26 protein-coding genes and 1 other RNA gene are annotated in these 25,749 nt (G+C 50.0%); 21 read left to right on the forward strand and 6 right to left on the reverse strand.

The features are described 5' to 3' along the window. Positions 1-7: 7 nt before the first annotated feature. The gene (locus QWJ34_RS17090; RefSeq protein WP_302729684.1) at positions 8-1,741 is read right to left on the reverse strand and encodes an S-layer homology domain-containing protein; all 1,734 of its coding nucleotides are present in this window, start codon (positions 1,739-1,741) and stop codon (positions 8-10) included. Positions 1,742-1,898: 157 nt separating this feature from the next. On the opposite strand from QWJ34_RS17090, the gene QWJ34_RS17095 reads away from it, so the two are divergent. From QWJ34_RS17095 to radC, 3 genes are all read left to right on the forward strand, one after another. After that, positions 1,899-2,255 (forward strand): helix-turn-helix domain-containing protein, encoded by a 357-nt coding sequence (locus QWJ34_RS17095; protein WP_302729686.1) that lies wholly within the window; start codon positions 1,899-1,901, stop codon positions 2,253-2,255. A 361-nt stretch (positions 2,256-2,616) separates the two neighbouring features. Continuing rightward, positions 2,617-2,835, forward strand: coding sequence for a hypothetical protein (locus tag QWJ34_RS17100; protein WP_302729688.1), 219 nt, complete (start codon positions 2,617-2,619; stop codon positions 2,833-2,835). 394 nt (positions 2,836-3,229) lie between these two features. Beyond that, positions 3,230-3,841 carry a RadC family protein gene (gene radC / locus QWJ34_RS17105; protein ID WP_302729690.1) on the forward strand — a complete coding sequence of 204 codons (612 nt, stop codon included), beginning with the start codon at positions 3,230-3,232 and terminating at the stop codon, positions 3,839-3,841. 53 nt (positions 3,842-3,894) lie between these two features. Here radC and QWJ34_RS17110 read toward each other — a convergent pair whose 3' ends face one another. Continuing rightward, positions 3,895-4,938 (reverse strand): hypothetical protein, encoded by a 1,044-nt coding sequence (locus QWJ34_RS17110; RefSeq protein WP_302729692.1) that lies wholly within the window; start codon positions 4,936-4,938, stop codon positions 3,895-3,897. Between the two features lie 176 nt (positions 4,939-5,114). Here QWJ34_RS17110 and QWJ34_RS17115 point away from each other — a divergent pair, with 176 nt between their 5' ends. The 11 genes from QWJ34_RS17115 (at position 5,115) to QWJ34_RS17165 (ending at position 13,840) form a co-directional block, all read left to right on the forward strand. Beyond that, on the forward strand, positions 5,115-5,852 hold the full coding sequence (locus tag QWJ34_RS17115) for a helix-turn-helix domain-containing protein (RefSeq protein WP_302729694.1): 738 nt from the start codon (positions 5,115-5,117) through the stop codon (positions 5,850-5,852). Between the two features lie 263 nt (positions 5,853-6,115). Next, on the forward strand, positions 6,116-6,964 hold the full coding sequence (locus QWJ34_RS17120; protein ID WP_302729695.1) for a recombinase family protein: 849 nt from the start codon (positions 6,116-6,118) through the stop codon (positions 6,962-6,964). A gap of 88 nt (positions 6,965-7,052) precedes the next feature. Next, positions 7,053-8,597: a recombinase family protein gene (locus QWJ34_RS17125; RefSeq protein ID WP_302729697.1), complete on the forward strand. Its 1,545-nt coding sequence runs from the start codon at positions 7,053-7,055 to the stop codon at positions 8,595-8,597. A 539-nt stretch (positions 8,598-9,136) separates the two neighbouring features. Next, a complete protein-coding gene (locus QWJ34_RS17130; RefSeq protein ID WP_302729699.1) occupies positions 9,137-9,742 on the forward strand; it encodes a type III toxin-antitoxin system ToxN/AbiQ family toxin in 606 nt (201 codons plus the stop codon). Between the two features lie 395 nt (positions 9,743-10,137). Continuing rightward, positions 10,138-10,452: a transfer-messenger RNA gene (gene ssrA / locus QWJ34_RS17135) on the forward strand. Between the two features lie 90 nt (positions 10,453-10,542). After that, complete coding sequence (locus tag QWJ34_RS17140; RefSeq protein WP_302729701.1) at positions 10,543-10,740, forward strand: hypothetical protein; 198 nt, start codon at positions 10,543-10,545, stop codon at positions 10,738-10,740. Continuing rightward, positions 10,733-11,053 carry a hypothetical protein gene (locus QWJ34_RS17145; RefSeq protein ID WP_302729703.1) on the forward strand — a complete coding sequence of 107 codons (321 nt, stop codon included), beginning with the start codon at positions 10,733-10,735 and terminating at the stop codon, positions 11,051-11,053. Before QWJ34_RS17140 ends, QWJ34_RS17145 begins: the two co-directional genes overlap by 8 nt. A gap of 141 nt (positions 11,054-11,194) precedes the next feature. Next, entirely contained in the window at positions 11,195-11,950 is a 756-nt protein-coding gene (locus tag QWJ34_RS17150) for a helix-turn-helix domain-containing protein (protein ID WP_302729704.1), read from the forward strand. After that, entirely contained in the window at positions 11,947-12,459 is a 513-nt protein-coding gene (locus tag QWJ34_RS17155) for a hypothetical protein (protein ID WP_302729706.1), read from the forward strand. The genes QWJ34_RS17150 and QWJ34_RS17155 overlap by 4 nt, the downstream gene beginning before the upstream one ends. Positions 12,460-12,660: 201 nt before the next feature. After that, positions 12,661-12,903 carry a hypothetical protein gene (locus QWJ34_RS17160; RefSeq protein WP_302729707.1) on the forward strand — a complete coding sequence of 81 codons (243 nt, stop codon included), beginning with the start codon at positions 12,661-12,663 and terminating at the stop codon, positions 12,901-12,903. A 7-nt stretch (positions 12,904-12,910) separates the two neighbouring features. Next, positions 12,911-13,840: an FAD:protein FMN transferase gene (locus QWJ34_RS17165; RefSeq protein WP_302729708.1), complete on the forward strand. Its 930-nt coding sequence runs from the start codon at positions 12,911-12,913 to the stop codon at positions 13,838-13,840. Here QWJ34_RS17165 and QWJ34_RS17170 read toward each other — a convergent pair. Then, positions 13,803-14,744 (reverse strand): LysR family transcriptional regulator, encoded by a 942-nt coding sequence (locus tag QWJ34_RS17170; protein ID WP_302729709.1) that lies wholly within the window; start codon positions 14,742-14,744, stop codon positions 13,803-13,805. The two genes, QWJ34_RS17165 and QWJ34_RS17170, sit on opposite strands and share 38 nt — an antisense overlap. Before the next feature lie 184 nt (positions 14,745-14,928). Here QWJ34_RS17170 and QWJ34_RS17175 point away from each other — a divergent pair, with 184 nt between their 5' ends. From QWJ34_RS17175 to QWJ34_RS17185, 3 genes are all read left to right on the forward strand, one after another. After that, positions 14,929-15,555: an NADPH-dependent FMN reductase gene (locus QWJ34_RS17175; RefSeq protein WP_302729711.1), complete on the forward strand. Its 627-nt coding sequence runs from the start codon at positions 14,929-14,931 to the stop codon at positions 15,553-15,555. After that, positions 15,552-18,008 (forward strand): flavocytochrome c, encoded by a 2,457-nt coding sequence (locus QWJ34_RS17180; protein ID WP_302729713.1) that lies wholly within the window; start codon positions 15,552-15,554, stop codon positions 18,006-18,008. The genes QWJ34_RS17175 and QWJ34_RS17180 overlap by 4 nt, the downstream gene beginning before the upstream one ends. 211 nt (positions 18,009-18,219) lie before the next feature. Beyond that, the gene (locus QWJ34_RS17185; protein ID WP_483314288.1) at positions 18,220-19,149 is read left to right on the forward strand and encodes an alpha/beta hydrolase family protein; all 930 of its coding nucleotides are present in this window, start codon (positions 18,220-18,222) and stop codon (positions 19,147-19,149) included. Positions 19,150-19,207: 58 nt separating this feature from the next. Here QWJ34_RS17185 and QWJ34_RS17190 read toward each other — a convergent pair whose 3' ends face one another. Then, entirely contained in the window at positions 19,208-19,840 is a 633-nt protein-coding gene (locus QWJ34_RS17190; RefSeq protein WP_302729715.1) for a TetR/AcrR family transcriptional regulator, read from the reverse strand. A gap of 298 nt (positions 19,841-20,138) precedes the next feature. On the opposite strand from QWJ34_RS17190, the gene QWJ34_RS17195 reads away from it, so the two are divergent. From QWJ34_RS17195 to QWJ34_RS17210, 4 genes are all read left to right on the forward strand, one after another. Beyond that, on the forward strand, positions 20,139-21,299 hold the full coding sequence (locus QWJ34_RS17195; RefSeq protein ID WP_302729717.1) for a cobalamin-independent methionine synthase II family protein: 1,161 nt from the start codon (positions 20,139-20,141) through the stop codon (positions 21,297-21,299). Positions 21,300-21,490: 191 nt separating this feature from the next. Beyond that, on the forward strand, positions 21,491-22,780 hold the full coding sequence (locus QWJ34_RS17200; protein ID WP_302729719.1) for a mechanosensitive ion channel family protein: 1,290 nt from the start codon (positions 21,491-21,493) through the stop codon (positions 22,778-22,780). A gap of 166 nt (positions 22,781-22,946) precedes the next feature. Continuing rightward, on the forward strand, positions 22,947-23,393 hold the full coding sequence (locus QWJ34_RS17205; RefSeq protein ID WP_302729720.1) for a LytTR family DNA-binding domain-containing protein: 447 nt from the start codon (positions 22,947-22,949) through the stop codon (positions 23,391-23,393). Continuing rightward, positions 23,390-23,800: a hypothetical protein gene (locus tag QWJ34_RS17210; RefSeq protein ID WP_302729722.1), complete on the forward strand. Its 411-nt coding sequence runs from the start codon at positions 23,390-23,392 to the stop codon at positions 23,798-23,800. The genes QWJ34_RS17205 and QWJ34_RS17210 overlap by 4 nt, the downstream gene beginning before the upstream one ends. A gap of 57 nt (positions 23,801-23,857) precedes the next feature. Here the strand turns inward: QWJ34_RS17210 and QWJ34_RS17215 are convergent, their stop codons facing one another. Continuing rightward, the gene (locus QWJ34_RS17215; RefSeq protein ID WP_302729724.1) at positions 23,858-24,574 is read right to left on the reverse strand and encodes an ABC transporter permease; all 717 of its coding nucleotides are present in this window, start codon (positions 24,572-24,574) and stop codon (positions 23,858-23,860) included. Then, on the reverse strand, positions 24,571-25,551 hold the full coding sequence (locus tag QWJ34_RS17220; RefSeq protein ID WP_302729726.1) for an ABC transporter ATP-binding protein: 981 nt from the start codon (positions 25,549-25,551) through the stop codon (positions 24,571-24,573). The genes QWJ34_RS17215 and QWJ34_RS17220 overlap by 4 nt, the downstream gene beginning before the upstream one ends. Between the last annotated feature and the right edge of the window lie 198 nt (positions 25,552-25,749).

Consider the following 25,749-nt stretch of genomic DNA (forward strand, 5'->3'; position numbering starts at 1 on the left):
CCGCAGATTACAGATTGATGCGGCGGATCGAGTGAGTTGCAAAGTCGAAGAACAGAATGTTTCCGTTGCTGTCAAAAGTCATCTGGTCGAGCTGTGAAAGTGCTGTTCCATCTGTGTAGGTCAGGTCGTCGGCTTCGATGAATGTTTTTCTGCCACCGTCGCTTTTCAATTCGTAAACGTCACCGCCGAGCGCTCCGTACAATCTGCCTTCGTAGCCGGCGATGTTGTCGAAGGTTTCGGCTTTGTAGGAAGCGACAACGTCAACCTTCGCAGGGAAAAGCTGAATACGGTACAGCTTGTCGAGACTTGCAACGTTCAGCGTATTGCCCGATACAAAAGCGGAAGCATGGCTATCCAATCCTAGCGATTCATAGAGTACGCTGTCTGCAATCGGTTGCGGCTGTGCAGGTTCGGAGGCATTCAGTTCCGTTTCCCATACACTGGAGTATGTGCCGAGGCTGTAGACAGCAGAACCCGTATCCGTGAAAGTAAGAAAGTTAATCGCCGTATTGCGCCGAGTACGGTAATCATCTCGATACTCGCGATCCCAAGCAACGGCTTGTATGCCGGAAGTAATGTCGTAAATAATTGCATCGTCGGTCATCATATACATTTTGTTATCGGCGTTGTTGTAAGCGAGCTTGGTTGGAGTGACATACTTGTGGTCGATATGCTGGACTTTACCGTCGGCATCTTTGTAATCCAGATCGAAGCGGGAATCGACTTGGATCTTTTCAACGGAACCGTTCTTTGTATCCAGCTTGCGGATCAATACTTTGCTTTCTTGGTCGTCGAGAAAGTAAACCTGATTGTTGTTGTCTGCGGCCATGCTGACGACATGACGCAGGCGGGCTTTGCGCACCGGCCCATCTACATTTCCTTCTGCGCCGCCGATCAAGGTTTCGACTGTGAACTTGTCTGCGGCGGTGTCGGGAGTAGGTGTTGTTGTCGATGGACTGGACGGCGTTGTCGGCGAGGAAGGATTCGTTGCAGGAGGTGTCGTTGTACCCGGATTCATTGTTGTCGGATTGTTGCCGCCGATCTGTGTGTTATCGTTGCCATATTGATAGGCGCGCCAGAGGAGCGTTGCGGCTTCGGCGCGGGTAACAGGAGCCTGCGGGCGGAACGTCTCGTCTTGGTAGCCGGAAACAAGTCCGTTTTCAACGGCGACGGCGACGTAGTTTTTAGCGGATTCGGAAATGCCCGCGTAGTCCTTAAACATCGCTTGAATGAGACTGCGATCGGCGAGACGGTTGACGTCGTAGCCTTTGAGCTTGACGAGAGCGACCGTAATGTCTTCGCGTGTAGCGGGTTTGTCTGGGTTAAAAATGTATTGCCCATTGGCGATGCGGTAGCCGCTCAAATAGTCTTTGGCAGTCTCAACGAATGGCGATTCCCAATCGGTCGATTTGATGTCGTTGAACGAGGAATAGTTTACCTTGCTGGGCTTCAAGCCGGCCGCGCTGATCACGATCTTGGCAACCTCAGCTCTTGAAATAGGTTTGTCGGGCCGGAAGCGGCCGTCCGGATAACCGGCGAAGACATTGCGCGTGACCATCTCGCTGATGTAGGTGTTGGCCCAGTAATTTGAAGGTACATCGGAAAAGCTGACGGACGAAGCTGTTGTTGTAGGCGCGTCTTGCAATTCTTCTCCGTATTGCGGGAGTGCAGATGCAGTTCCTGATACATTAAAAGCGATAAATCCTGCGACAAGTAATGCCGAAGTTCTTTTCAATGACATGTAAATTCCCCCTGTAATCTTTTGGACGGTTTGAGAAACTCCTCAAATACAGCGTTATTATACTCTATATTACTCTTATAAGTGTAGTTAAATTTTAGTCAATGTTAGGATAAGAGTCTGTCATCCCCTCCAATAAGCTTGAGGTAGAGGTGATGACGTGGAAGATTTTATCCGTATGGTCGGTGAACAAATACGCAAGCATAGAAAACTTAGAGGGCTGACGCAGGAACGGTTGGCGGAAATGTCCGGCTTGAGCTTTAGTTATGTGAGCGACGTCGAACGGGGAACACGCAATATTTCGTTGGAGTCGCTCGGCAAACTTGTATACGCACTAAGCATTAAGCCCGCACAGTTATTTGAGGATGTTAACGAGCGTATGAGTGCCGACGAAGAGTCTCGTTTGAAGTTGGAGTCCTTACATTCCCTTCTGGTTGATCGAACGCCGGAAGAGATCGAGTTCATTCTTAGTACTTCGCGAGAATTTCTAAAGACCATTGATCGGTCGCGCTCTTGACCAAAAATAATCGCCTGTAGGCCGAAAAAATGCACACATTTTCTCTTGGTACCACCTTGTATATATAGAAAGGGGTGGCCTGCCGTTTCATGCCCCACCCCTATTCTCAGGACCGTTTCTTACTGGCTGTTGCCGGTGAGTGACGGTCCTTTTTTTGTTATACGCAAAACATCTAACTCGAAAGTAGTGATGCCGAAACGCAACGATCTGGGCAATCGCATTACCCAAACATCATTGTAGGTATTCCTTGCCACACGCAAACAACAGCCTGCTTCTTATTGAAGCGGGCTATTTGCGTTGGGCAAAACAGAGAGAACGCCGGTGGTGAGAGAAGCCGGAAACAGGGAAGGGAGAGATTGTAATGAGCGAAAAACGAGAGCTGTCTGCGGACATGCAAACCCTGTTGAAGCAACTGGTTGTGAACGGAGACATTCGTATGGCTGGAACGGTGTTGTATGCCTATTGCCGCCGGGCGTACCAGGTGAACGATGAGACAGCCGCACGCTGGATGGTGGCTTATTTCCGCCGCGAGTTTCCGCAAGAGATGAAGCGGCACGCAAGCAAATTGTCGGGATTGTAAGACTACCAAATGAAGGAGGAGAAGAAGATGACGTTTGAGTTTTTGAAAAGAAGCGAGGAGAAGGAGTACTTGGGTTATTGCGAGTGCAAAGGGTTCGTTTATTCGGTATGCAAAGGCAACGGTCGGTATGAAATCGTGGCATTGAACGACGGGGATGTAGAGACGTTGATTACGTATGTTGTGAGGCAAGGGAACGGTGTGCTGTGAGCTGTTGCTTGACTTCTGTCGGCGTTGTAAAAAGACAAGGTCAAATCCTGTCACAAAAAGAAAAGGCCGCCCACGAAGGCGACCCAGATAAAATTCAACTGGCTTCATCATAAACCAAACATACAAAGCATTCAAGGGGAGATCACGTTGATCTTCCCTGTTTGCATTTTAAAGGAGAATGGAAAGCATGAACGTTCAAATGCAGATGATCCGCCCACTGTTTGCAAGAGCTATCGGTCAGCAAAAGGACTCAGCCGTTGTAGTCGCACTTTTTGAAAACTACGCTACGCTTACGGAATTGATGAATACATCAGAACACGAGCTTACACGTATCAAAGGAATCGGACCGGCAATGGCTCAGCGTATTCTGGCAACTATTCAACTCACTCAAAAAATCAATGCACCTGTATACGGACAACGTTACACCATTCGCAGTCCAAAAGATGTAGCTGACTTATTGATTCCTCAGATGAAGTGGCTGACGCAGGAACACTTTGTGATCCTTACACTCAACACTAAGAATATTATGATTGGATCGCCGCAGACCATCTCTATTGGCTCTCTAAACGCCGCGATCGTGAAGCCGCTGGATGTCTTCAGGATCGCTATACAACGCTCGGCGGCCTCAATCGTCTGCGTTCATAATCATCCGAGTACAGACCCTACTCCGTCGCAGGAAGATCGGAATGTTACGGCTCTACTCGTGGAGGCCGGGCGACTGATGTCGATTGAGGTGTTGGATCATGTTATTATCGGCGGCGATTCATTTTATTCGATGAAGGAGAATGGATTGATGTAAGAGAGATTATTAGAGTATATAAGAAGCCGCTTATAGTACGGCTTCTTATAATCTTAATCTATCCAATAAATCTCTTCCTCAAAATCGATTTCAGAATAATCGTCCAACGACAAAGGAAGTAACTGTTCAGGAGCCGAAGCATCTTTTTGAAGCACTGTTTTCAGGAGAGTGATATTTCTATGAAAACTACTCTTGGACTCATTTTCTTTAACAAAGGCTTCGCCGTAAGCTTCAATGTTATACAAGAGTGCAATTAAGCAATCTTCTTGTCTTTTGTTCAATCCATATTTTTTTATTTTTTGATGGGAGCTACGAACGTCTGATAGTTGAACGATACTTTGCCTTTGTAGTTCAAGAAGTCCCTTGTTTAAAATTTCGTGGGCAAAGGACTTTGTTAGCAGTTTCTTTACTAACCGTGTGTTGTTACTCTGTCGATAAATTTCTTGCTGGGACAATTCGATCTCATAGCGTAAAACTCCTTTGCTATCTTTCAAAGCTGAATTTTTATTGCTGTGTTGTTTTGTACGTTTTACCTCACGGTTTTTATCGTACACTTTTTCCTTTCGTGTTCGTGCTCTCCATTCTACAGTTTCCACTTGAGGGCCGCCCCGTTCAAAATAAGCTTGTTGCTTATATTTGGGCCGGCTCAACTGAGAATAACTTTTAAGATAGGCTTGTACATGCTTACCTACATTGAAGTTCTTGCATACATGTAGTTTGATAACTTTCCATTGTCGAATAGGTGGAATGTCTTTTGTGGACATATGTAACTGCTTCGCTACATACCTGCGTAGTTTCTTATAGAAGGAAGCAACATCTGCTTCTGTTATCTCATCTACATTGTTTCCATATAGGAACTTTGGAATCGAGACTTCAACTTTTATAAAAGCTTTTGCTGGATCTTTATCGGAGAGTGAGTACCTTATATAAGGCATCGAAGACTTCGTCTTTTTTCGTCGAATTGTTTTAAACGTGCTGATATGTTCTTTAATTCCATTGTGCTGAAGACTTGTGCCTGTACGTTCCCAGTCTATGGTTGACAGATGTTTCTGGCATATTGCAGGGATTGAGCACCTTATTGCTATAGTATCGAACATTATAAACGTACACCGTCCTTATAAATGTCCCGTTAAAGGGGTACTTGTTATACGTATTACAGACAAAACCAAAATGATAAACCCATTGTACAACTAATTATCGAAATTTAAATACATATTGAAAAATAAATTAATTGAGTTATGATTAAAATAATACGAATTGAAGGAGCCAACTAATGAGTGATGACAATGCAATCGAATTGACTTGGAATGATTACGCGGAGTTAAGTACGTTGAATATCGGTGGAAGAGTTAGATATATACGCAATATCTTGCTGAAGACATACGGAAGAGAATACAGCGGACAAAGTTGTGCCAACCGCATTGGTGTATCTCAATCTAATTTTGTGCATCTGGAGAAAAACTCTCAGGATATTCCTTCGAAAACGTTGCGTGCAATAAGCAAAGATTTCAATGTAAAGATGGATATCTTCTTTGATGATTTTTATGAAGATGAATATGTACCAATCATAATTCGATCACGAAATTCAAAATTAGAACAACATACAAATAGCTTTATAGCAGATGATGAAGATGAAATTGATAGCGGCAATCCGTGTGAAGAAAACGAGTATGTACTCATTACGGTTGCATATTTAAAGGCAACGAATGGGGATCGTAGACTTATTTTCGAAACTAGATCTAATCAAAAATACACACGGGAACAGACTGCTGTTGTTCTCGCCTCTATTATGCAAACAGTAGAAGGTATGGATTTCGTCGTCGATCCTGAAGAAGCAGTCTCAAAACTCGAAACTGCATCCTCTTTTACGCCAATATCGCAAGCGTACAAAGCAATCAGAAAGCATGATTCAGAAGAACTCTACATCTGGATTCCAAGTAAAGCTTTTAATGAAAGTACAGAGCGATTGAATCAATTAGGAAAGCAATACACAAACACACTAATCAAATAGCTTAATAAACAATATTGATGACCTCAAAAGCCTGATCTTCTACTGAAGATCGGGCTTTTTTGCGTTGCAATCATTTAATCTTTATTTCTTTGAAAGGAGGTGATTCAAGTGTAGCTGACTGCGTGCATCATTTTGTCGTTGTCGTTGTCGTTGTCGTTGTCGTTGTCGTTGTCGTTGTCGTTGTCGTTGTCGTTGTCGTTGTCGTTGTCGTTGTCGTTGTCGTGTCAGAAATGCCTCACTCATCAAACAAGGAGAACATACAAATGAATGTCGTAACCTATCTTCGCGTATCTTCAGAACAACAAGCAGAGCGCGAACTCTCAATCCCTGCACAACGAGAAGCATTACAACGCTATGCAGATGAACGCGGATGGAATATCGTTGCAGAATACATTGACGAAGCTCGATCTGCAAAAACAGATGAACGTCCTGCCTTTCAACAAATGATTAGCATCGCACAAAAAACGAATAAAACTTTTGAAGCTATTGTCGTCCACAAGTTCGACCGATTCAGTCGCAGTCGTGCAGATCACGCAATCTACAAAGCTTTGCTCAAAAAACAAGGTGTTGCTGTTGTATCCGTATCTGAACCTATTGAAGCAGATACCCCACATGGTTTTCTATTGGAGTCGATGCTCGAAATCATTAGCGAATTCTACAACGTCAATTTGCGGCACGAAACATTGAAGGGGATGCGTGAAAACGCCACTCAAGGATTTCATTGCGGAGGACGCGCGCCGTATGGTTATCGTCTGGATCGTCAAGGACGCAAAGTGAATTACAAGCTCGGACCGAACGAAGAAGTTGTTGTCGTCAGACGAGCCTTTGAATTAGCGGCGCAAGGCTACGGAGGCAAGAAGCTTGCCAAAGAGTTGAATGTCTACAATACAGACTTACAGAAGCGCTGGTCACCTTCCACAGTGCTGTCCATGCTTCGCAATCCCGCTTATCTGGGTCATCGCGTATGGAATCGCAAAGCAATCGCGGAAGCGAAGCGTAATCCTGAAGAGAAATGGATTGTCACAAAAGACACGCATCCCGCTATTGTTAATCAGAAAGTATGGGATGCGGCGCAAGCTTCGCTCGATTCACGCAAACACAAATCCAACTGAATAGAAGTCGTTTTCCAAGCAGGTATATCGGTCATCCGGTATACCTGCTTTTTTTATGCCCAAATTTAAGCGCAGGGAGAGATTTTCAATGAAAGTAGCTATTTATGTAAGAGTATCGTCGGATCGCCAGGCAGAGAAAGAGCTGTCCATTCCGGCGCAACAAAAAGCGATCCATCAATATTGTCAGGATAAAGGTTGGATTGTCGTCAGTGAATTCATTGAAAAGGGGAAAAGCGCGAAGACCGATGATCGTCCCGAATTTCAGAAAATGATTGCGATAGCGAAACGTTCGAATTGTCCGTTTGAAGCTGTGGTCGTGCATAAGTTTGATCGGTTTTCTCGCAAGCGCGACGATCACGTTCTATACAAAGCGCTCCTCGCGCAACACGGGGTCAAAGTCATTTCGATCACCGAGCAGACGGAAGCGGCGACGCCGCAAGATATGCTTTTAGAGGGCATGTTGGAAGTGATCTCGGAGTTCTTCAACGCCAACCTTGCAACTGAAGTTCGCAAAGGAATGACGCAGAACGCGAAGCAGGGCTACAACAACGGGGGCACGCCGCCTTATGGATATCGCACAGAGCATATTGCACTGGGTCATCAGAAAACGAAAACCGTCTGGGTGCCGGGAGCGCGCGAAGAAATCGACACGGTGCGATGGATCTTCAATCAGTATGCGTTTGAAGGCAAAGGGTATCATCGTATTGCTTCAGAATTGAACGAGCGCAAAGTGCCGACGCAAAAAGGAGGAACTTGGTCGACAAGTACGATCCGCGCAATCATCTTCAATGAAACGTACATCGGCCGGAAAGTATGGAACAAACAGGACTATCAGACAAAAGGGAAGAAGTGGCGCGATCGTTCCGAATGGATCATCACCGAAAATGCGCATCCCGCAATCATTACCAAAGAACTGTTTGACCAATGCCAGACAGTGGCAAAGCAACGACACAACGGCGGCGGCGAAACACATCGGGCATCAGGTAAGCCAGCATCACCTTTTTGGCTTCGGGGAATGATGGTGTGCGATAAATGCGGCACACGCATGGTCGGCAATTCAACGTCATCACGCACAAAAAGCGGCGGACAGAAATATTACGTTTGCGGCGGCTATTTGCGTAAAGGGAAAGAGTTCTGCCCGTATATCGGCTGGCGCAAAGAACGCATCGAGGAGATTGTGACCAACAAACTGCGTACGACGTTGATGCGGCTGTTGATGGACAATCAGTTGGAGGAAGAAATTCGATTGTACTACGCTGATCAGCACCGTCATTCGATTCAGCAGGCCGTGAGTTTGGAAGCGGAGATTGGATTTTTGCAGAAACGGATACAGACTGTTGAAGCAGATATGCGAAGCGGAAAAGCAAAGCCTTATCATCAGGAGATCTTGGATGAGATGCAGGCGGAGTTATCGGAAAAGACAACGGAGTATGATGCGGTTAAAGAGACGGTCGGCGACGTTGTGATTCCGGAAGAATACATTGCGTCGGTGAAGTACGATATGCAGACGTTGATTGGCTTGTTGGATGCAGAAGTTCCGAATCCCCAGATGTTGACAGTGGGTGAGGAAGTTTGTGGCGGAGGTGAAGGTAGAAAGGGAGACGAAACGAGCCTACATTACAATAAACTTTGATAACGAAGATAGAGTACTGCTTCAAAGAATTATTGTAGCAGAGATGTAAAGCATTTTATATTAGCCGGTGATCGTATGATGCAAGAATGCAATCAATCACCGGCACATTTGTTTAATCAAATGCTATTTAGATCTTTGAAAAATCATGATTGCTAAATACTAAATTAAACGATCCTGTAGAGAGTTGTATAAAAAGTCTTGGGAGGTATCTTTGCTTTTGAAAAAGTTTTGATACATGCATTTTCTGATTTCTAACTCAAATATTTTGATTATTGACAAGAGAAAATGTTTTGTATATAATAACTATACAAAATATAATATAATCTCAATTAGAATTCATACTTGGAGTTGTACTTCCAGATCGAAAGATCGAAATGTGCCTTGTAAATTTGGAGTTGTACTTCCAGATCGAAAGATCGAAATGTGCCTTGTAAATTTGGAGTTGTACTTCCAGATCGAAAGATCAAAATGTACAATGATTAAGAAAAGACAGCCGATTTGGCTGTCTTTTCTTATATTCTGAAAGGAGAATGTTCTCATTGAATACAGAGAAAAAATCAGAGGATTTAGCGAATAATACAAAAGAAATAGAATCTGTTTTTGAAGAAGGAAAAGTTAAATTTTTTCGGATGAGTCAAAACTATAATAATTATTTGCGAAGAATAGATCATAAAATTGAAATGAGTCATAAAGAAGGAAAGTCTAGACCAAGTGTTTCCGTTGGTATTATGTTAAACGGTATTAACTATATTATCCCCCTCACCTCGCAGTATGATTCGAATTGGAACAATCAAATGACCTTTAAAGTTAAGGAACTACAAAAGCAATCAGATGATTCTTATAAAGAAGTGGTTATTTCTTGTTTAAAAATTAACAATATGCATCCAGCATTAGAATCTGAACTTGAATACATAGATTTTGAAAAACAGACTAATGAAAAATACAAAAGACTCTTATTTGCTGAATATGATTACATAAAAAATAATATTGAGGTTGTTACAAAAAAAGCCACGCAAGTTTATAAGAAAGTAACAAAATCAAAGCTTGCTGTTTTTGTAGACAATTCTGTTGATTTTTCTAAGCTAGAGAGTGAATACAATAAATATGATCCTTCTTTAATTTATGAAGCGCCCGAACGGTCATAGAGGTTTTAAATAGTATATCAAGAGTTATCTTCGAATGGTCAGTTTTTATTTATAGTCATAGACTAAGGATAATTATGCTGAAAGAACAATACTAGGCCTATATAAAGTCTAAACTCCGTAGCTTATACTCTTCGAAACTTTTACTGCGTCGTTTAGGTTCTATATATGACTAATGAGACCGCACTCTTAGGTGGTCTCATTTTGTTGTACCAAGTTATATAGCTAGATTTTTTTGAAATTATATTGTAATATATGGTATAGAACTAAATTTAGGGAGGTGAGATCATGGGTAAAACTTTCACAGATAAATTTGGAAACGAAATTGATATTATTCCAAGAGAAACTTCGGTTCGCACTGACGAAAATATTCTTACTGGTAAGGTTTCAAGGTATATCGTTGAAGTTGAAGATAGAGCTTATGAAGTTGATTCTGAAATGTATGAAGCTGTTGAAAAAGAAATCAATAAATAAGAAACTGTGATGCGTGCTCTCGCTCAGCATCGCCCATGTGCCGGGATGAGGGCCCAACCTATAGTGGGATACGCCGCTTAGTCTCCGCCTGGGGGTAAACGGAAGAAGACAATCAGGCTGACCCGAAGGGAATCCGGTTACGGGGAGTTCCTAGGGTGACATCAAAACCGTGACTACACCCGTAGAAGCCTATGCTGCGTTGCCTTCGGACAGGGGTTCGACTCCCCTCGCCTCCATATGTACGATCAGAAACCATCAGCCGTAACCGGGTTGATGGTTTCTTTGTTTATGATATAAGTAGGCTTAATAAAAAATGGAGGGCGACTAGAATGATGACGGATCGGGACCAACTTCAAGAAATTTTGAAAAAAGCGAATCAGTATGCGCGTAAACAGGCAAAAGAATCAGGAGTCTCCCTTTATTATATGAAAGATAACAAGCGGATTCGTGAAGATGCGCAGGGCAAGAAGTTTGAGATCATTTTCGATCAAGCCGGAAACCGGCAGGAATTTGAATTTCATGAATAGACAAAAACCGGTCATGACGGTTTTTGCGGGAACAAATGGTGCAGGAAAGAGTACCCTCAGCCTGCAAATGAGAGAGCAGCTGGGCGAACTCGTTGATCCGGACCAGATTGCTCGAACATTAAAGCTCGAAGACCGCAGGAGTGCAGACCTGTCTGCGGGTCGGCAATCCGGCAAGAAGATACGTTCTTTGATTCAAAGCAGTAAAAACTTTGCAGTAGAAACGAACTTATCCGGCACTTTTGTTCTAAAACATACGCAAATTGATTTATCAGGCGGAATTTATAGCGGATTGGTCCAAAAGTGTTATAGATGACTATATGTACAAACAGTGAGATCGTCTAAGAAGACGGTCTTTTCTGTATTTCGATGAGTATTATTTTTGAATAAACGTTAGTTATCGATATTGAAAAATCGAAAACTAGATGTAAAATAGAAACACAAGGAGATGATAAACATGTCCAAAGGAATATATGAATATTCACATCGTCAGATCGAACTGGCATTCGCGCAAAAAGACGAGCTGTATATTGAAAAAGAGACGGACTATATTTTCACTAAGATCCTGGCTCTGTTGTCGACTCTTTTTTCGGACAAACTTGTCGGTATCAAAATAAGCAATGAAGAGTTTAAATACACCGATGAATATCTTTTCTCTTCTAAGCATAAAAAGAACCTTTTTAAGTGGCTGGAGCGTCTGTCTGCCATGCCTTTACCGGCGAATAATTTGGACTTTGGAAAGCTCAAAATCGATTTTGAAACCTGGTATTACGATCTTGGCGGTACCTCGATTGAGTTTATCTATCATGAAGATTATTTACTCAAACCGAAGGATGCAGCCGCGATATTGGGCATTTCAAAAGTCACGTTAAACAAATATATCAAGCAAGGTTTGGAGTGCATGGATAATGGATCTCAAAATAAGATTCCCAAACATGCGGTTGAATTGATGCGAGATCCGGTTTACTCCATTCGTATGCAAATCAATCATCAAAAAAAGAAAATGCTTGAGCAAACCCCGGCAGATCGCTTAGTGGACATCAACCGCGAGATTACCGATTTACAATTGAAATATAGCAAAAAAACTTATCAGGAAGCCTTCACCGTTCATGAAAGCGAACTGGATGATCCAATTGATTTATATCGCTGGAAAGACCTTACCGAAGAAATGGACGAAATCCTTAGAATAGCGGGAGAGGAGAAAGGGTTTTGAAGTATACGGACAACGATACACTTCTTCTGCCCGCAGACATTAATGAAATCTTAGAGGATTTTGGATCGCTTTTGGAAAATCACACCGGTTTTAAAGATAGAGAATCGATCTATGGCAGCTATAAACGGGATAGAAAATCATTGCTCGTTATTTTCCCCTTGAAAGCTCATCCTGTTCACGGAATAACCGGGTTGAGAGCCTATGAGAAATACGATGATAAGGGATATGTTACAAAGCACGAGTACCGGTGGATGATCATTGTGCCAAAGCAGGGTATACAACTGCATCACATAACATCCTGGGGAAATGAGCCCCATGACGATCCCAATACACCGCAAGAATACCGCGTAAATTCGGAGCCTCACCATCACCATTACGATCCAGTGGATAGAAAGAATCGCTGTGATAATTGGGATGTCAGATGTTTAAGGGATACTTTTGAATTCGTTAAACCGTATATCGAAAGCGGAGAACCCTACACAGGTCGCCGTTATACGAAAACAGAATAAGTGGCAAAGATAACATCAAAACCGTGACTACACCCAGCGCAGCTTGGCTATATTCACTTATTTTCGGACAGGGATTCGACTCCCCTCGTCTCCATATGTACGATCAGAAACGGCCATGAAACCAAAACTATCAATCCAATCAATGATCTGATATCATGCTCATAATCACCAAAATCCATCCAATCGGAAGGAGTTTTTGCAATGAGTTCAATGATCCGAATCGTTATTGTGATTCAGTCAGACTACGACCGGGCAGAAAGCACGGGGGCCGAGGAAACGTTCCGGGTTGCGGCGGTATATGGGTATAATGCGGACGAGCACGAAACGGACCTGTCCAGCCGAATCGATCCCGATAAAGAGTATGGTTCGACCCGGGAAGCAGCCAAAGACCTGGGTTTAAACCCCGACGCCATAGATATCGAAGAAGAATATGAAGAGAAATAGCTGCGCCATGCAAGAAACATCAATCCGCCTTATGGGTACCGTCATCCAAATAGCCCTTCAACACCCAAACGTAGCCGTCCTCCTCACTGAGGCGGAAAAGCGGCTCGCCGACTACGAACAGCGCTTCAGCGCCAACAACGCCCGCTCCGACTTGATGCGGATCAATCGTCAAGCCGGCCGCAGCCCGGTCTCCGTCGACGCCGATCTGTTTGAACTCATCCATATCGGCCAAAAAGAAAGCCTGATCGCAGACAGCCTGCTGAACATCGCGATCGGTCCTTTAATCAAGGCCTGGCGGATCGGTTTTGCGGATGCCAGACACCCGTCCGACGCCGCGATCCGAGAGTGCCTGCAATTGATCGACCCGCGCGGCATCATGCTCGACGAAGAACGTCAGTCCGTTTTTCTGCAAAAGGAACACATGGAGATCGACCTGGGCGCGCTGGCAAAAGGGTATTTCGCGGATAAAATCGTCGCTTATTTCAAGCAGCAAAACGCAGCGTCCGGCTTTATCGACCTGGGCGGCAACGTTTTGACTTTTGGCAATAATCCTGCGCACGCAGACGGTTTATGGAGAGTCGGCATTCAGAACCCGCGGCTGCCGCGGGGGAACTTCGCTATCCTGCTAAAAATTCGGAACCAGTCGATTGTCACGTCGGGGATTTACGAGCGGAAGCTGGAGATTTCGGGCAGGCCGTATCACCATATTTTCGACAGCCGAACCGGCTATCCCGTGCAAAGCGATGTGGCGAGCTTGACGATCGTGTCGGAGGAGTCTTTGGCCGGAGAAATCTGGTCGACCCGTTTGTTCGGCAAAAGCGCGGTGGAGATCATTCGCACGCTCAATATGGTCGACGGAATCGAAGGCGTGGTTATCACCGATGGGAACGAGCTGGCGGTTACGAGCGGTTTGCATCCATATCTTGAACGCACGTAATAGCAAACAAAGCGACCAGATCTTTTTCGACCGGAGACAGCGTTTTATTTTTGGCATGCGCAATAAAATAGTCGATCGACAGCAAATCGAGCGGCAGCGGAAGCAGGCGATAGCCTTGCGGCGTTTCCGGCGGGCAGATGCTGTACGGGACAAAAGCCACGCCTGCGCCTTTTTTGGCCAGCTCCAGAATTGTGTAGATGTTATGGCTTTCCAGCACGATATTCGGCTTGATCTTGAACTTCTGAAACAGATGGTCCAGCTGCCGGCGAATCGAAGAGCCTTTTTTGGTCAGCACAAGCGGCTGTTGCAGCAGGGTTTTGATGTCGAGTCCAATGTCTTCCGGCGTTTCCGAATGTGCGGCATAGAAGCTTGAGCCGTCCGCAATCACCGCGTAGTACCCGTGAGGCCCCCAGGATACCACGTCCAGGCTTGGCGAGAGCGTCTCCGGGTTCTGGCCGATAAAAAAGTCCAGCTCGCCGTTCATGGCGCGCATTTCGTTCGTTTCCGAGAAGTCTTCGCGAATTTCGATCCGGATCGACGGGTGCTTTTCCAGAAAGCCCGGCAAAAACAGCGGCAGCAGATACGTTCCCAGACTGGACAGAATACCGATCTTGATCGTGCGGGTATCCTGCGTCGAATATCGAGATATCTTTTGATGAAATTGTTCCTGGGCCAGTTCGAGCGACATGAGGTACTCGTAATACAGTTTGCCGGCTTCGGTCAGCTGGATCGGGGAAGTCTGGCGATTGAGGATCTCCGTGCCGATTTCTTGTTCGATGCGCTTGATCAGCTGCGTCAGATAAGGCTGCGACACATACAGATCTTTGGCGGCTTTGGTATAGCTTCCGTGTTTGAGGATCGAATCGAGGTAATGGAGGGTATGGGACGAATCGGTCGAAGTCATGGCGATTACCTGCTCTCTTATGAAAGATGGGATAAGAGTTTTATTATGGCCCGATAATAGAATGCGTATTTCACAAAAGCATTTTTTCATACTAAAATCGATTTGTAAAGGGAAGCGGGAAGAAGCTCTATTTTTTTACTCTTGCTTGTGCATTTATTCACAAATAACGGAAAGGAAGAACACTATGAAACTGATTGCTATTGTAGGCACGAACTCGAATACATCGACGAACCGCAAACTGCTGCAATTTATGAGCAAGCATTTTTCTGCAAGGGCCGAGATCGAAATTTGCGAAATTAAACAAATCCCTGCTTTCGACGAACCCGAGGACAAATACGCGCCGAAAGAAGTGCAGGAGCTGTGTGAACGAATCGCGGCGGCGGACGGCGTGATCTTTTCGACTCCGGAGTACGACCATACCATTCCCGCGGCTTTGAAAAGCGTGATCGAATGGATCTCGTATACGACCCGTCCTTTGATCAACAAACCGGTCCTGATCGTGGGCGCTTCGCACGGCCTACTCGGGACTTCACGGGCTCAAACGCATCTGCGTCAAATCCTGGATGCCCCGGAACTCAAAGCCCGCGTGCTGCCGAGCTCGGAATTTCTGTTGGGGCATTCGCTGAACGCTTTCGACGAAGAAGGAAACCTGGTCTATGCCGATAAACTCAAGGAACTCGACGAGATCTTCGAAGAATTTCAATTGTTCGTCGAGATCAACAACCGGCTGGTCCAGGACCATTCGTTCAAAACGGAGCAGAATAAAAAGTTCACATGGGAACAAGCGAGTCAGGGGGGCGGGGTTCAATGAAATTCATCGGGATCGTAGGCACCAACGCGAAGAAATCTTATAATCGCCAATTGCTGGCTTTTATGCAGTCTCATTTTAGCGCCAAAGCGGAGATCGAAATCCTGGAATTGAAAGACGTCCCGATGTTCAACGAATCCGAGGATCAATCCCAAACTCCGGTGATCCAGAACTTCAATACCAAGATCATCGAAGCGGACGGAGTCATTATCGCCACGCCGGAGCACAATCATTCCATTCCTTCCGCGCTTAAAAGTATCCTGGAATGGCTGTCGTACAATCTGCATCCGCTCGACGGAAAGCCCCTGATGATTGTCGGCGCCGCTTACGACGTTCAAGGTTCGTCGCGCGCTCAGCTGCACCTGCGCCAGATCCTGGACGCGCCCGGCGTAAACGCCAGCGTGATGCCCGGTTACGAATTCCTGCTGGGCCGCGCGCACGAAGCGTTCGACGACGCGGGGAATATCCAATCGGAACGGACGGTGGATTTCCTGGAAAGCTGCTTCTACCGGTTTATGCGCTTTGCCAGGGTCGCCAATCTGCTGAACGTCCCCGAAGAAGTCGCGTTCGAACCGGGCACGTACAGCGTCACCGCGCCCGGGCACAACGGCGATCTGCCGATGACCGTGGAGCTGAGCTCGACCCGCATCGAGAAGATCGATATCGACACGTCGGGGGAATCGCAGGGGATTGCGGATGTGGTGTTTACCCGGATTCCGACGCAGATCATCGAAGGCCAAACGCTGAACGTGGATATTCTGTCGGGGGCGTCGGTGACCAGCAGCGGCGTGATCGACGGGGTGTCGAAAGCCGTCAAGATGGCGGGCGCCAACCCGGATGTGCTGAAAAAGCGGCCGAAAGCCGACAGCGCGATCAATCACGGCGACGAGGAGTACGAAACGGATGTGATCGTGGTCGGCGCCGGTGGCGCCGGACTGGCCGCGGCGGCGAGCGTGCTCCAGCAGGGCAAGAATGTGATCATCGTCGAGAAGTTCCCGGCGATCGGGGGCAACACCGTACGGACCGGCGGTCCGATGAACGCCGCCGATCCGCAGTGGCAGCGCAAGTTTGCGGCGATCCCGGGCGAAGGGCACACGCTGCAGGAACTGGCGGCGATCGCCGAAGAACAGGTGGATGCCGAGTATCTGGCGGATTTCCGGATCTTCAAACAGCAGGTCGCCGATTACCTCGACGAAACGAAAAACGGTAAAGAATTTTTGTTCGACTCCGCTATTTTTCACCGGATGCAGACGTACTTCGGCGGCAAACGGACCGACCTCCGGGGCAATGCCATCCACGGGCAGTACGATCTGGTCAAAGTGCTGACGGATCGGGCGCTGGAATCCGTGAAATGGCTGGAAGAACTGGGCGTCGAATTCGACTACAACGACGTCACGATGCCGGTCGGCGCGCTGTGGCGCCGCGGCCACAAGCCGGTCAAGCACGAAGGCTATGCGTTCGTCGCGGCTTTGGAGCAGTTCGTCCGCGGCAGCGGCGGCCGGATTATTACCGATACCCCGGTCGAGCGGCTGATAATCGAAGCGGACGGCCGGGTAAGCGGGATCGTCGGGACCGGAGTCGCCGGCCAAACGGTTACGGTTCATGCGAAAGCGGTCGTGCTGGCTTCCGGCGGCTTCGGGGCCAATACGAAGATGCTCAAGCAGTACAACACGTTCTGGAGCGAGATCGACGACGAGATCAAGACCTCCAATTCGCCGGCGATTACCGGCGACGGCATTCGGCTCGGCCAGAGCGCCGGAGCCGATCTGGTCGGCATGGGCTTCTCGCAAATGATGCCGGTATCCGATCCGCAGACCGGGGCTTTGTTCAGCGGACTTCAGGTGCCGCCGCAGAACTTCGTCATGGTCAACACACAGGGCAAGCGCTTCGTAAACGAATACGGCAGCCGCGACCAGTTGTCGATCGCCGCGATCGACAACGGCGGATTGTTCTACCTGATCGCCGACGACAAGATCAAAGAAACCGCTTATAACACCAACCAGGACAAGATCGACAAGCAGGTGGCGAAAGGCACCCTGTTCCGGGCCGATACCCTGGAAGAACTGGCGCGGCAAATCGGCGTGGAACCCGCGACTTTGGTCGATACGATCGCCAAATACAATTCTTACGTCGATCAGGGACACGATCCGGAATTCGGCAAAAGCGCGTTCGACCTGAAAGTCGCGACCGCTCCGTTCTATGCCACGCCGCGCAAACCGGCCGTTCACCACACGATGGGCGGCTTGAAGATCGATACGCAGACTCACGTCCTGAACGAATCCGGACAGATTATTCCGGGACTGTACGCGGCCGGCGAAGTTGCGGGCGGCATCCACGCCGGGAACCGGCTGGGCGGCAACTCGCTGACGGACATCTTTACGTTCGGCCGGATTGCCGGCAGCACCGCGATCGCGGATCACGCCTCCGCCGCGGATGGATTAACCGTGCGGCGTTAAACGGAATGCTAAACCAAACGCTAAACCAAATAGACCCTCTCGACCGTAAAGGCCGAGAGGGTCTGTTTGGGTCTGAAATAAAGAAATCGAAATAGGTATTGAAAACGGAACTTGGTTCCGTTTATAATGCAGGCATAGCCTCGCTTCCGATTGTCTTTGACACAACTGGGCGGCATTGGGCATAAATCGATTCAAAAAGGAGCTTACTATGATGATGGAAACCAGTAACAAGGGCAGCGCGCCTGTTTCGATATTCTCGGTAAAGCCGATCGTGCTATCGGCTCCGGGTCGTGGCGAGGATTTGCAGGTGCGGGTATCCGCGCCCGCGGCGGGAAGCGATTTGCCTATTATTATTTTCTCGCACGGCTTTGGTTTATCGTTGGACAGCTACGGCCCGTTGGTCGACTTCTGGGTTGCTCACGGATTCGTGGTCGTTCAACCCACGCATCTCGACTCGAAGACCCTGAATCTTGCTCCCGACGATCCCCGTACGCCGCAGATCTGGCAGTTCCGGGTCGAGGACATGAAGCGCATTCTCGACCGGCTTGATCTCCTTGAAGCTTCCGTTCCCGGACTCGGTGGACGCCTCGATCGTGGTCGCATCGCCGCGGCCGGGCACTCTTACGGCGGCCAGACGGCCGGCATGCTGCTGGGCGCCCGGGTTCTCGATGCCCACGGCGAACCGGGAGAGGACATGTCCGACTCCCGGATCAAAGCGGGTATACTGTTTTCGGCAACGGGCAAAGGCGGAGCCGACCTGACTCCGTTTGCCGCCGAGAATTTCCCTTTCATGAGCCCGAGTTTCACGGATATGAGCACGCCGGCTCTCGTTGTCGCGGGAGACCGTGACCAGTCCTTATTGTCCACTCGGGGACCGGACTGGTTCACCGACCCGTACTTCCTGAGCCCGGGCGGCAAAAGCCTGCTCACCCTGTTCGGGGCGGAGCACACGCTCGGCGGAATCAGCGGCTACGGCGTCGTGGAAACGACGGACGAGAGCCCGGAACGGGTTGCCCTCATCCAGCGACTCACGCTGGCCTACCTTCGGAGTGCGCTCGAACTCGACGATTCAAGCTGGCCGTCGGCTATCAAGGCTCTGGAAGAGAGCGCAGCCCCGCTGGGCCGCATCGAGTCCAAGTAAGGCCAGGATAAGAGCACCGAACCGACAGCCGCTTCTCCCGCCTGCCAGCGTTGATTCTTTAAGGAAGAGGGTTTGTTGACGAGGCTGCGCGGTAGCGCAGCCCATCCACAAGCAAAGCAACCATCTGCCGCGCGGGCTCCGGATCGTCGTTGCGCGCCACGGTGCAAAGGCTCGCGGCCGCCCGCAGCAAATCGTCCGGCTCGACTTCGGCAAGCACCTCGCCGGCAGCGGCCGCCGTTTCGAGCAGGGCTGCCAGCACGAGGTTTAAACGCTTTTCGAAGTAAGCAGGCAGGTTCTCGTATGCCGGATCGCCCGAATGCAGAGCCGCCGCGAGTCCGCGTTTGGTCGCGATGAGATCCGCGTATCGCTGCATCCAGCGTGCCAGCGCTTCGCCGGGTGCATAGTTGGCAGCGAACTCCTCCGCGGCGTCTACGCAAGCATCGACCTCCTGACTGACAACGGCCACAATAAGGTCCGACCGCTGTGGAAAATGCCGGTAAACCGTGCCGACGCCGACGCCGGCTTTCTCCGCGATCTCCCGCACCGGAGCATCGACTCCCGAGGTCTTGAACACGATCATTGCCGCCCGCAGCAAAGCATCGTTACTGCGCTTTGCGTCGGAGCGCACGCGTCGATCCGATTGTCCGTGAAGTTCGGAGTCCGCACCGGGGTTATCTATTTTGTCGTTCATCAAGCAATCCCTCCATAAACCAATTTATTTATTTTTACATTTAAGTAATTTATTAATAAATATATACTCGAATAATTATACCATATTTAAGACACACTCCAAACCCATTTGCTTCAACCGTATACGATTGAGGATTTAATCATTTTGCATCATTTATATACCGGGCATTTATCGACTAAAGCTATACCGATCCCCTATAACCCGCTATACCTTTTCCGTCTACTCGCTGCCCGGCGCCTCCATGCTACAATGGACGAAATCGATAATCGTACCATTTATACTAAGGGGGCCTTTTTCCATGACCGATAAATTCCAGATCGTAGGCAGCCTGCTGCGTCCGGCAGACCTGCTGAAATATAAGACGCAGATCGAACACCGCGACGATATCCGGTATCCTTTTTACCAGGAGTTCGAAGGCTACGAGCAGTGCGAAGCCAAAGCGATCGAATCCGTTGTCGAAGACCAAATCCAGCACGATCTGTCGATCGTCACGGACGGCGAGTATTCCAAGTCGATGTGGCATCTGGACTTTGTCTGGGGCTTCGACGGAATCGAGCGCTATATCGCGGATCACGGCTACTTCTTCCGCGACATCGACGGCACCTCCAAATACGAGACGCGCAAAGACATCGGGCTGCGCATCACGGGCGAGCTGAGCGGCAGGAATCACCACTTTATCGAATCGTTCAAGCAGCTCAAATCCCACGCCGGCAAGCGCGAAACGAAGCTGTGCGTGCCGTCTCCGTCGCATATCTTCGGCGAACTGTCGTGGTCGGGCAACATCGGCGGAACGGACTCGGTCTACAAAGACGCGCAGGAACTCAAAGCCGGTCTGGTCAAAGCGTACAAAGAATTCGTGCAGGACTTCGCCGATGCCGGCGGGGAGATCCTCCAGTTCGACGACTGCCTGTGGGAGCTGTTCGCGGACGATAACCCGAACTCTCCGTATACCGGCGAGAACATCGACCAGGAGGAAGTGCAGAAGCTCGCGGCTGAGTTTATCGATATCAACAACACGGTGATCGACTTCGGACACGAACTGGGCTTGAAAATGTGGACGCACAACTGCCGCGGCAACTACGATTCGCGGAACATGGGCGGCGGCTCGTACGTGAAGATCGCGAATCTGTTCCTCAAGCAGCTCAAATACGACCGTTTCTTCCTGGAGTGGGACGACGAGCGCGCGGGTTCGCTGGAGGCGCTGGAAGTGTTCAAAGACAAGCCGGACACCGAGATCGTTCTCGGCCTGCTGTCGTCGAAGACGAACACGCTGGACGACGAAGAACGCGTGCTGCGCCTGCTCGACGAAGCGTCGAACATTATCGACAAAGACCGTCTGCTGCTCTCGCACCAGTGCGGCTTTGCTTCCTGCGACGGCGGCAACGAATTGACGCAGGACGAGCAGTGGGCGAAGATCAACCAGGGGCAAAGAATCGCGAAGCAGTATTGGGAGAAGTAAGGCGCGGCCGAACCGCTGAAATATTCCGCAGAAAGCGACCTTCACGGTCGCTTTTTTGCTGTGCGTCGAACCCGGATCGCCGCGGCGCCGGTTTTTGTGTAAGCGCTCCAACTTTGCATCCCCGATCCGCCCTCCTTTATAATGAACTCTTGACCTGCCCGCATTACTTCTTTAGGAGGCTCTGCATCGCTATGAACTTCATCCAGGAACAGCTCGCCGGCGCCGGCATGGGCGCTCTGATGACCGTGTACGCGTCCAACGTCATCATGGTCGCTTTGATCGCCGCCGTGTGCGTGCTCGCCAACTTCGTCACCAAGAAATTCGTACTCAGCGCAATCGTCCGCATGATCAACAGCAAACATAACCGCTTCAAGTGGGACAAGGTGCTGCTGGAGAAAAAGGTCTTCCACAAGCTGTCCCACCTCGTGCCGGCGATTATTATTTACGCGACCGCGTTCATGTTTCCGATCTACCAGATCTTTATCGAAAAAGTCGCGTCCGCCTACATGATCGTCGCCACGATTATCGTGCTGAACGCGCTGCTCGACGCTTTCGACGCCATTTACCGCTCGTTCGAGATCTCGAAGGTGCGGCCGATCAAAGGCTATATCCAGGTCGTCAAGATCGTGCTGTTTATCGTGGGCGGCATCGTCGTCATTTCGAGCCTGATCGGACAGAATCCTTTGTTCATCCTCAGCGGTCTGGGCGCTTTGTCCGCGGTGCTGATGCTGATCTTCAAAGACTCCATCCTCGGCCTGGTCGCGGGCATCCAGCTGTCGTCGAACGATATGGTGCGCGTGGGCGATTGGATCGAGATGCCGAATTACAACGCGGACGGCGACGTGATCGATATTACGCTGAACACGGTCAAAGTCATGAATTTCGATAAAACGATCACCATGATCCCGAGTTACGCGCTTATTTCGGACTCTTTCCGCAACTGGCGCGGCATGCAGGCGGCGGGCGGACGGCGGATCAAGCGCAGCGTGAATATCGATACGGGCAGCATTGTGTTCTGCACCGACGAGATGATCGCGGAGTTCAAGAAAATCCATTATCTGTCCGACTATATCCAGGCGAGAATGAGCGAGATCAACGCCTACAACCTGGAGCACCGCATCAACCGGGAAAGCAAAGTGAACGGCCGGCAGCTGACCAATATCGGCGTGTTTCGCGAATACGTCCAGCAGTACCTGCGCCATCATCCGAAGATTCACCAGAGCATGACCCTGATCGTCAGACAGCTGGCGCCGGAAGAAAACGGCCTGCCGCTGGAGATTTACGCATTCAGCAGCGATACCGCCTGGGCGGTCTACGAGTCGGTGCAGGCGGACATCTTCGACCACATCTTCGCCGTGGCTCCGGTATTCGGCCTGCGGATCTTCCAGAACCCGACGGGACACGATATTGCGGGGGCAGCTGGAAGCGCAGGGAAGAGCGAGGAGAACGGGGGCGAAGTGGAGGAGTCGGAGGTCGGTTGAATCGCATCGCTATTTCTCTTCATCTTCTAAGTTAAAAGACGCTCTCGCGAGCGTCTTTTTTTGCAACAAACTCCCCATTCCCTGCAACAAAACGCCGATCCGTAGCTTCTTCGCCCGTTTGGTTATACGATAGACCCATGAAGGAGAGGGGAGGACAACCGGAAAGATGAAAATCGTATTCGAAGCCGACGCCGCGCTGGATCGGCGGACGGCGAAGATCTTGACGCATCCCGAGGAGCGGGAACGCTGGCAGCCGATGCGCGAAGCGATCAAGCGGGCGGAGGATCGCGTCGGACTGATCGACGCGCGCAGCGACCGGATCGTGCGGGTGCCGCTCGAAGCGATCGCCGCGCTCGAATCGGAAGACCGCATGTGCGGCGTGACGCTGATTACCGGAGAACGGTATCTATTGAACAAACGTCTGAAACTGGCTGAAGAACAGTTTGCTCCGCCTCACTTTATCCGCATCAACAACCGGACGATCGTCGGCGCGGAGCATATCCGGGAATTCTCGTCCGCCGATCACGCACGCATTCAAGTGATCTTGACCAACAGTTCGAAGCATATGGTCAGCCGCTATTACATCCAACAATTCAGGAGGGGATTTAAATGAGCGTTCAACTCAGACAATCTTTTTTTCAGGTATTTACGATGTCGCTGCTGTGGGTGGCGGCGCTGCTGACCGTTTTCTACGGCGGACAAACGGTCACGATCGGTTATCTATGGAACGTGACCGGCATCGCCGCGATCTTCGCCGCGCTGTTCGGGGTTATGTACACGGCGCTGTGGAATCATTTTACGCTGAAGCCGGTCTGGAACATCTTCATCTCGTCGCTGCTGTCGATCGGAGGCGCGCTGCTGGCGGTCCGGCTGTTCTCCGCGGAGATGTATGAGATGCTGCTTCCCTGGCTGCCGGGCATGATCTTGCTGTCGTTGGTCCTGCATACGCTCGGATTCTATGTGTACGCGGGCATGGACAGCCGGAAGAAGGCGGAGGAACTGAACGCGTCTTTAAAATGAGAAAGGCCGGGCGGATGTCCGGGCTTTCGTCTTTCATCCCCCAACGCAAGCTTCCGCTTACCGCTGATCCGCCCTTTTCCACCAAGACATCGTCCCGGCTATGCCCAGTTCGCACACCGCAATCAGGATCACGTAGCTGGCTTTCCCCAGCGGGAACAGCGTGCCGCCTTCGCTGCTCAGCGACAGGTGCAGCGCCGGGATCGACCAGGGGAGATAGGGGCCGAGCACGGTCGGGCCGGCGGTCAGAGCGACCATCAGGGTGGTAAACGCGTAGGCGATCGGGACCAGGTAGCCGCGCGAGATGCTGGCGAGCAGGGCGACGGGCGAGCACAGCAGCAGATGGAACGCGGCAATCGTCAGCAGCTCGACAAGGCTGCGCCAGACCGCGTCGACCGAGAAGCCCGGCACGCCGATGAGCCATCCGAGCAGCAGCGCGAAGCCGAAGATCAGCAGAGTGGCGATCAGGCACCACAGCACGATCACCGCGCTTTTGGCGATGACGATGGTTCCGCGCGAGATCGGCAGCGCCACCAGGTCTTTGATCGTCCGGTCGGCGTACTCGCGTCCAAACGTCCAGGCGGTAATCGTACCGAACCCCATCAGCCCGAATACGGAAGCGAACAGAAACGTCATACTGCCCAGATGCTCGGTCCAATCCGCCCCGCCGGAACGGATGCCGGTTACGAATAGCAGAAAGACCAGCATTCCCCACAGTACCGGCGAGCGGCTCAGCTTCCGGTTTTCTACAATAACAGCATTCCACAACGATCTCATTTCGAGCTTCCTCCTTGTTCAAGTTCCCGGTCCGCCGAAGCCTCTTCTTCGCGAGACGACGGTCCGCCCGCGCCCACGATATTCAGAAAATACGACTCCAATCCTTCTTCTTCGACTTTCAGCGCGGCCAGCGGCAGCTTCGCGTCCACAATCAGCCTGGCGATCCGTTCCGGCTGCCCGAGGGCATGTTCGCCCGCGATCTCGATTCGACCTTCCGCGGTCGGCTGCACAGTGTAACCGGCTCCGGTCAGCAGCTCGGCCGCCGCGACCGATGCGCCCCGCACATCGGCGACCAGCCGTTTGCGCCGGAGCTGCTCGAACTGCCGCGACGTAATCTCCTGCACCAGCGAACCGCCGTGGATAATCCCGATGCGCGACGCCAGCTTGGACATTTCTTCGAGGATGTGACTGGAGATAAACACCGTCACGCCTTCATGCTCCGCGAGGCTCCGCAGCAGTTCTCTCACTTGTACGATGCCCGCCGGATCGAGCGCGTTGGTCGGCTCGTCGAGGATCAGGATAGCGGGGTTATGGATCATCGCTTTGGCGAGACCGAGCTTCTGGGCGTTGCCGAGCGACAGGTTTTTGGACTTGGTGTTCGCGTAGCGCGTGAGCTGAAGCTTCTCCATCACCGCGTCGGCCGCGCTCTGCTCGGAGAGTCCGCGCAGTCTGGCGATCATACGCAGATTGTCCCGGACGGTGAAGTTCGGATAAGCGTAAGGCGTCTCGACCAGATAGCCGACGTGCCGCCACAGATCCGGTTTGGCGTCCCGCAGACATCTGCCGCGGATATAAATATCGCCGGAGGTCGGACGGATCATGCCCAGCAGCATGCGGATCGTAGTCGTTTTGCCCGCGCCGTTCAGGCCGAGGAAGCCGTAAATTTCGCCGCGGTTGACGGACAGGGATACATCGCTCAAGACCGGATAATCGCCGTAGCGTTTGGTCAGCTTTTCGGTGCGGATCATTTCTTGCATGGAGAGTCTCCTTTTTGGATAGAGTGAAGTGGATATTTACTTATTGAACGTTCGTTGAGCCAAATAGTCAAAAAAGAGAAACGGCTGCGAAGCCGACTTTTCAGAGGTCTTCGATGCGTTTTGGCTGCCTTCCCGGCGGTTTCCGGTCCGAGTTTCTTTTTATTCAAGCCGCAATTTGATTGTTAGCTGGGAAAAGTG

The sequence above is a fragment of the Saccharibacillus sp. CPCC 101409 genome (genome assembly GCF_030518235.1).
Lineage (GTDB): Bacteria > Bacillota > Bacilli > Paenibacillales > Paenibacillaceae > Saccharibacillus.

Coding starts and splice junctions, on each gene's coding strand:
- QWJ34_RS17090 (WP_302729684.1), bottom strand. CDS start 1,741: ATGTCATTGAAAAGAACTTCGGCATTACTTGTCGCAGGATTTATCGCT.
- QWJ34_RS17100 (WP_302729688.1), top strand. CDS start 2,617: ATGAGCGAAAAACGAGAGCTGTCTGCGGACATGCAAACCCTGTTGAAG.
- radC (WP_302729690.1), top strand. CDS start 3,230: ATGAACGTTCAAATGCAGATGATCCGCCCACTGTTTGCAAGAGCTATC.
- QWJ34_RS17110 (WP_302729692.1), bottom strand. CDS start 4,938: ATGTTCGATACTATAGCAATAAGGTGCTCAATCCCTGCAATATGCCAG.
- QWJ34_RS17115 (WP_302729694.1), top strand. CDS start 5,115: ATGAGTGATGACAATGCAATCGAATTGACTTGGAATGATTACGCGGAG.
- QWJ34_RS17120 (WP_302729695.1), top strand. CDS start 6,116: ATGAATGTCGTAACCTATCTTCGCGTATCTTCAGAACAACAAGCAGAG.
- QWJ34_RS17125 (WP_302729697.1), top strand. CDS start 7,053: ATGAAAGTAGCTATTTATGTAAGAGTATCGTCGGATCGCCAGGCAGAG.
- QWJ34_RS17140 (WP_302729701.1), top strand. CDS start 10,543: ATGATGACGGATCGGGACCAACTTCAAGAAATTTTGAAAAAAGCGAAT.
- QWJ34_RS17145 (WP_302729703.1), top strand. CDS start 10,733: ATGAATAGACAAAAACCGGTCATGACGGTTTTTGCGGGAACAAATGGT.
- QWJ34_RS17150 (WP_302729704.1), top strand. CDS start 11,195: ATGTCCAAAGGAATATATGAATATTCACATCGTCAGATCGAACTGGCA.
- QWJ34_RS17160 (WP_302729707.1), top strand. CDS start 12,661: ATGAGTTCAATGATCCGAATCGTTATTGTGATTCAGTCAGACTACGAC.
- QWJ34_RS17165 (WP_302729708.1), top strand. CDS start 12,911: ATGCAAGAAACATCAATCCGCCTTATGGGTACCGTCATCCAAATAGCC.
- QWJ34_RS17170 (WP_302729709.1), bottom strand. CDS start 14,744: ATGACTTCGACCGATTCGTCCCATACCCTCCATTACCTCGATTCGATC.
- QWJ34_RS17175 (WP_302729711.1), top strand. CDS start 14,929: ATGAAACTGATTGCTATTGTAGGCACGAACTCGAATACATCGACGAAC.
- QWJ34_RS17180 (WP_302729713.1), top strand. CDS start 15,552: ATGAAATTCATCGGGATCGTAGGCACCAACGCGAAGAAATCTTATAAT.
- QWJ34_RS17185 (WP_483314288.1), top strand. CDS start 18,220: ATGATGGAAACCAGTAACAAGGGCAGCGCGCCTGTTTCGATATTCTCG.
- QWJ34_RS17190 (WP_302729715.1), bottom strand. CDS start 19,840: ATGAACGACAAAATAGATAACCCCGGTGCGGACTCCGAACTTCACGGA.
- QWJ34_RS17195 (WP_302729717.1), top strand. CDS start 20,139: ATGACCGATAAATTCCAGATCGTAGGCAGCCTGCTGCGTCCGGCAGAC.
- QWJ34_RS17200 (WP_302729719.1), top strand. CDS start 21,491: ATGAACTTCATCCAGGAACAGCTCGCCGGCGCCGGCATGGGCGCTCTG.
- QWJ34_RS17205 (WP_302729720.1), top strand. CDS start 22,947: ATGAAAATCGTATTCGAAGCCGACGCCGCGCTGGATCGGCGGACGGCG.
- QWJ34_RS17210 (WP_302729722.1), top strand. CDS start 23,390: ATGAGCGTTCAACTCAGACAATCTTTTTTTCAGGTATTTACGATGTCG.
- QWJ34_RS17215 (WP_302729724.1), bottom strand. CDS start 24,574: ATGAGATCGTTGTGGAATGCTGTTATTGTAGAAAACCGGAAGCTGAGC.
- QWJ34_RS17220 (WP_302729726.1), bottom strand. CDS start 25,551: ATGCAAGAAATGATCCGCACCGAAAAGCTGACCAAACGCTACGGCGAT.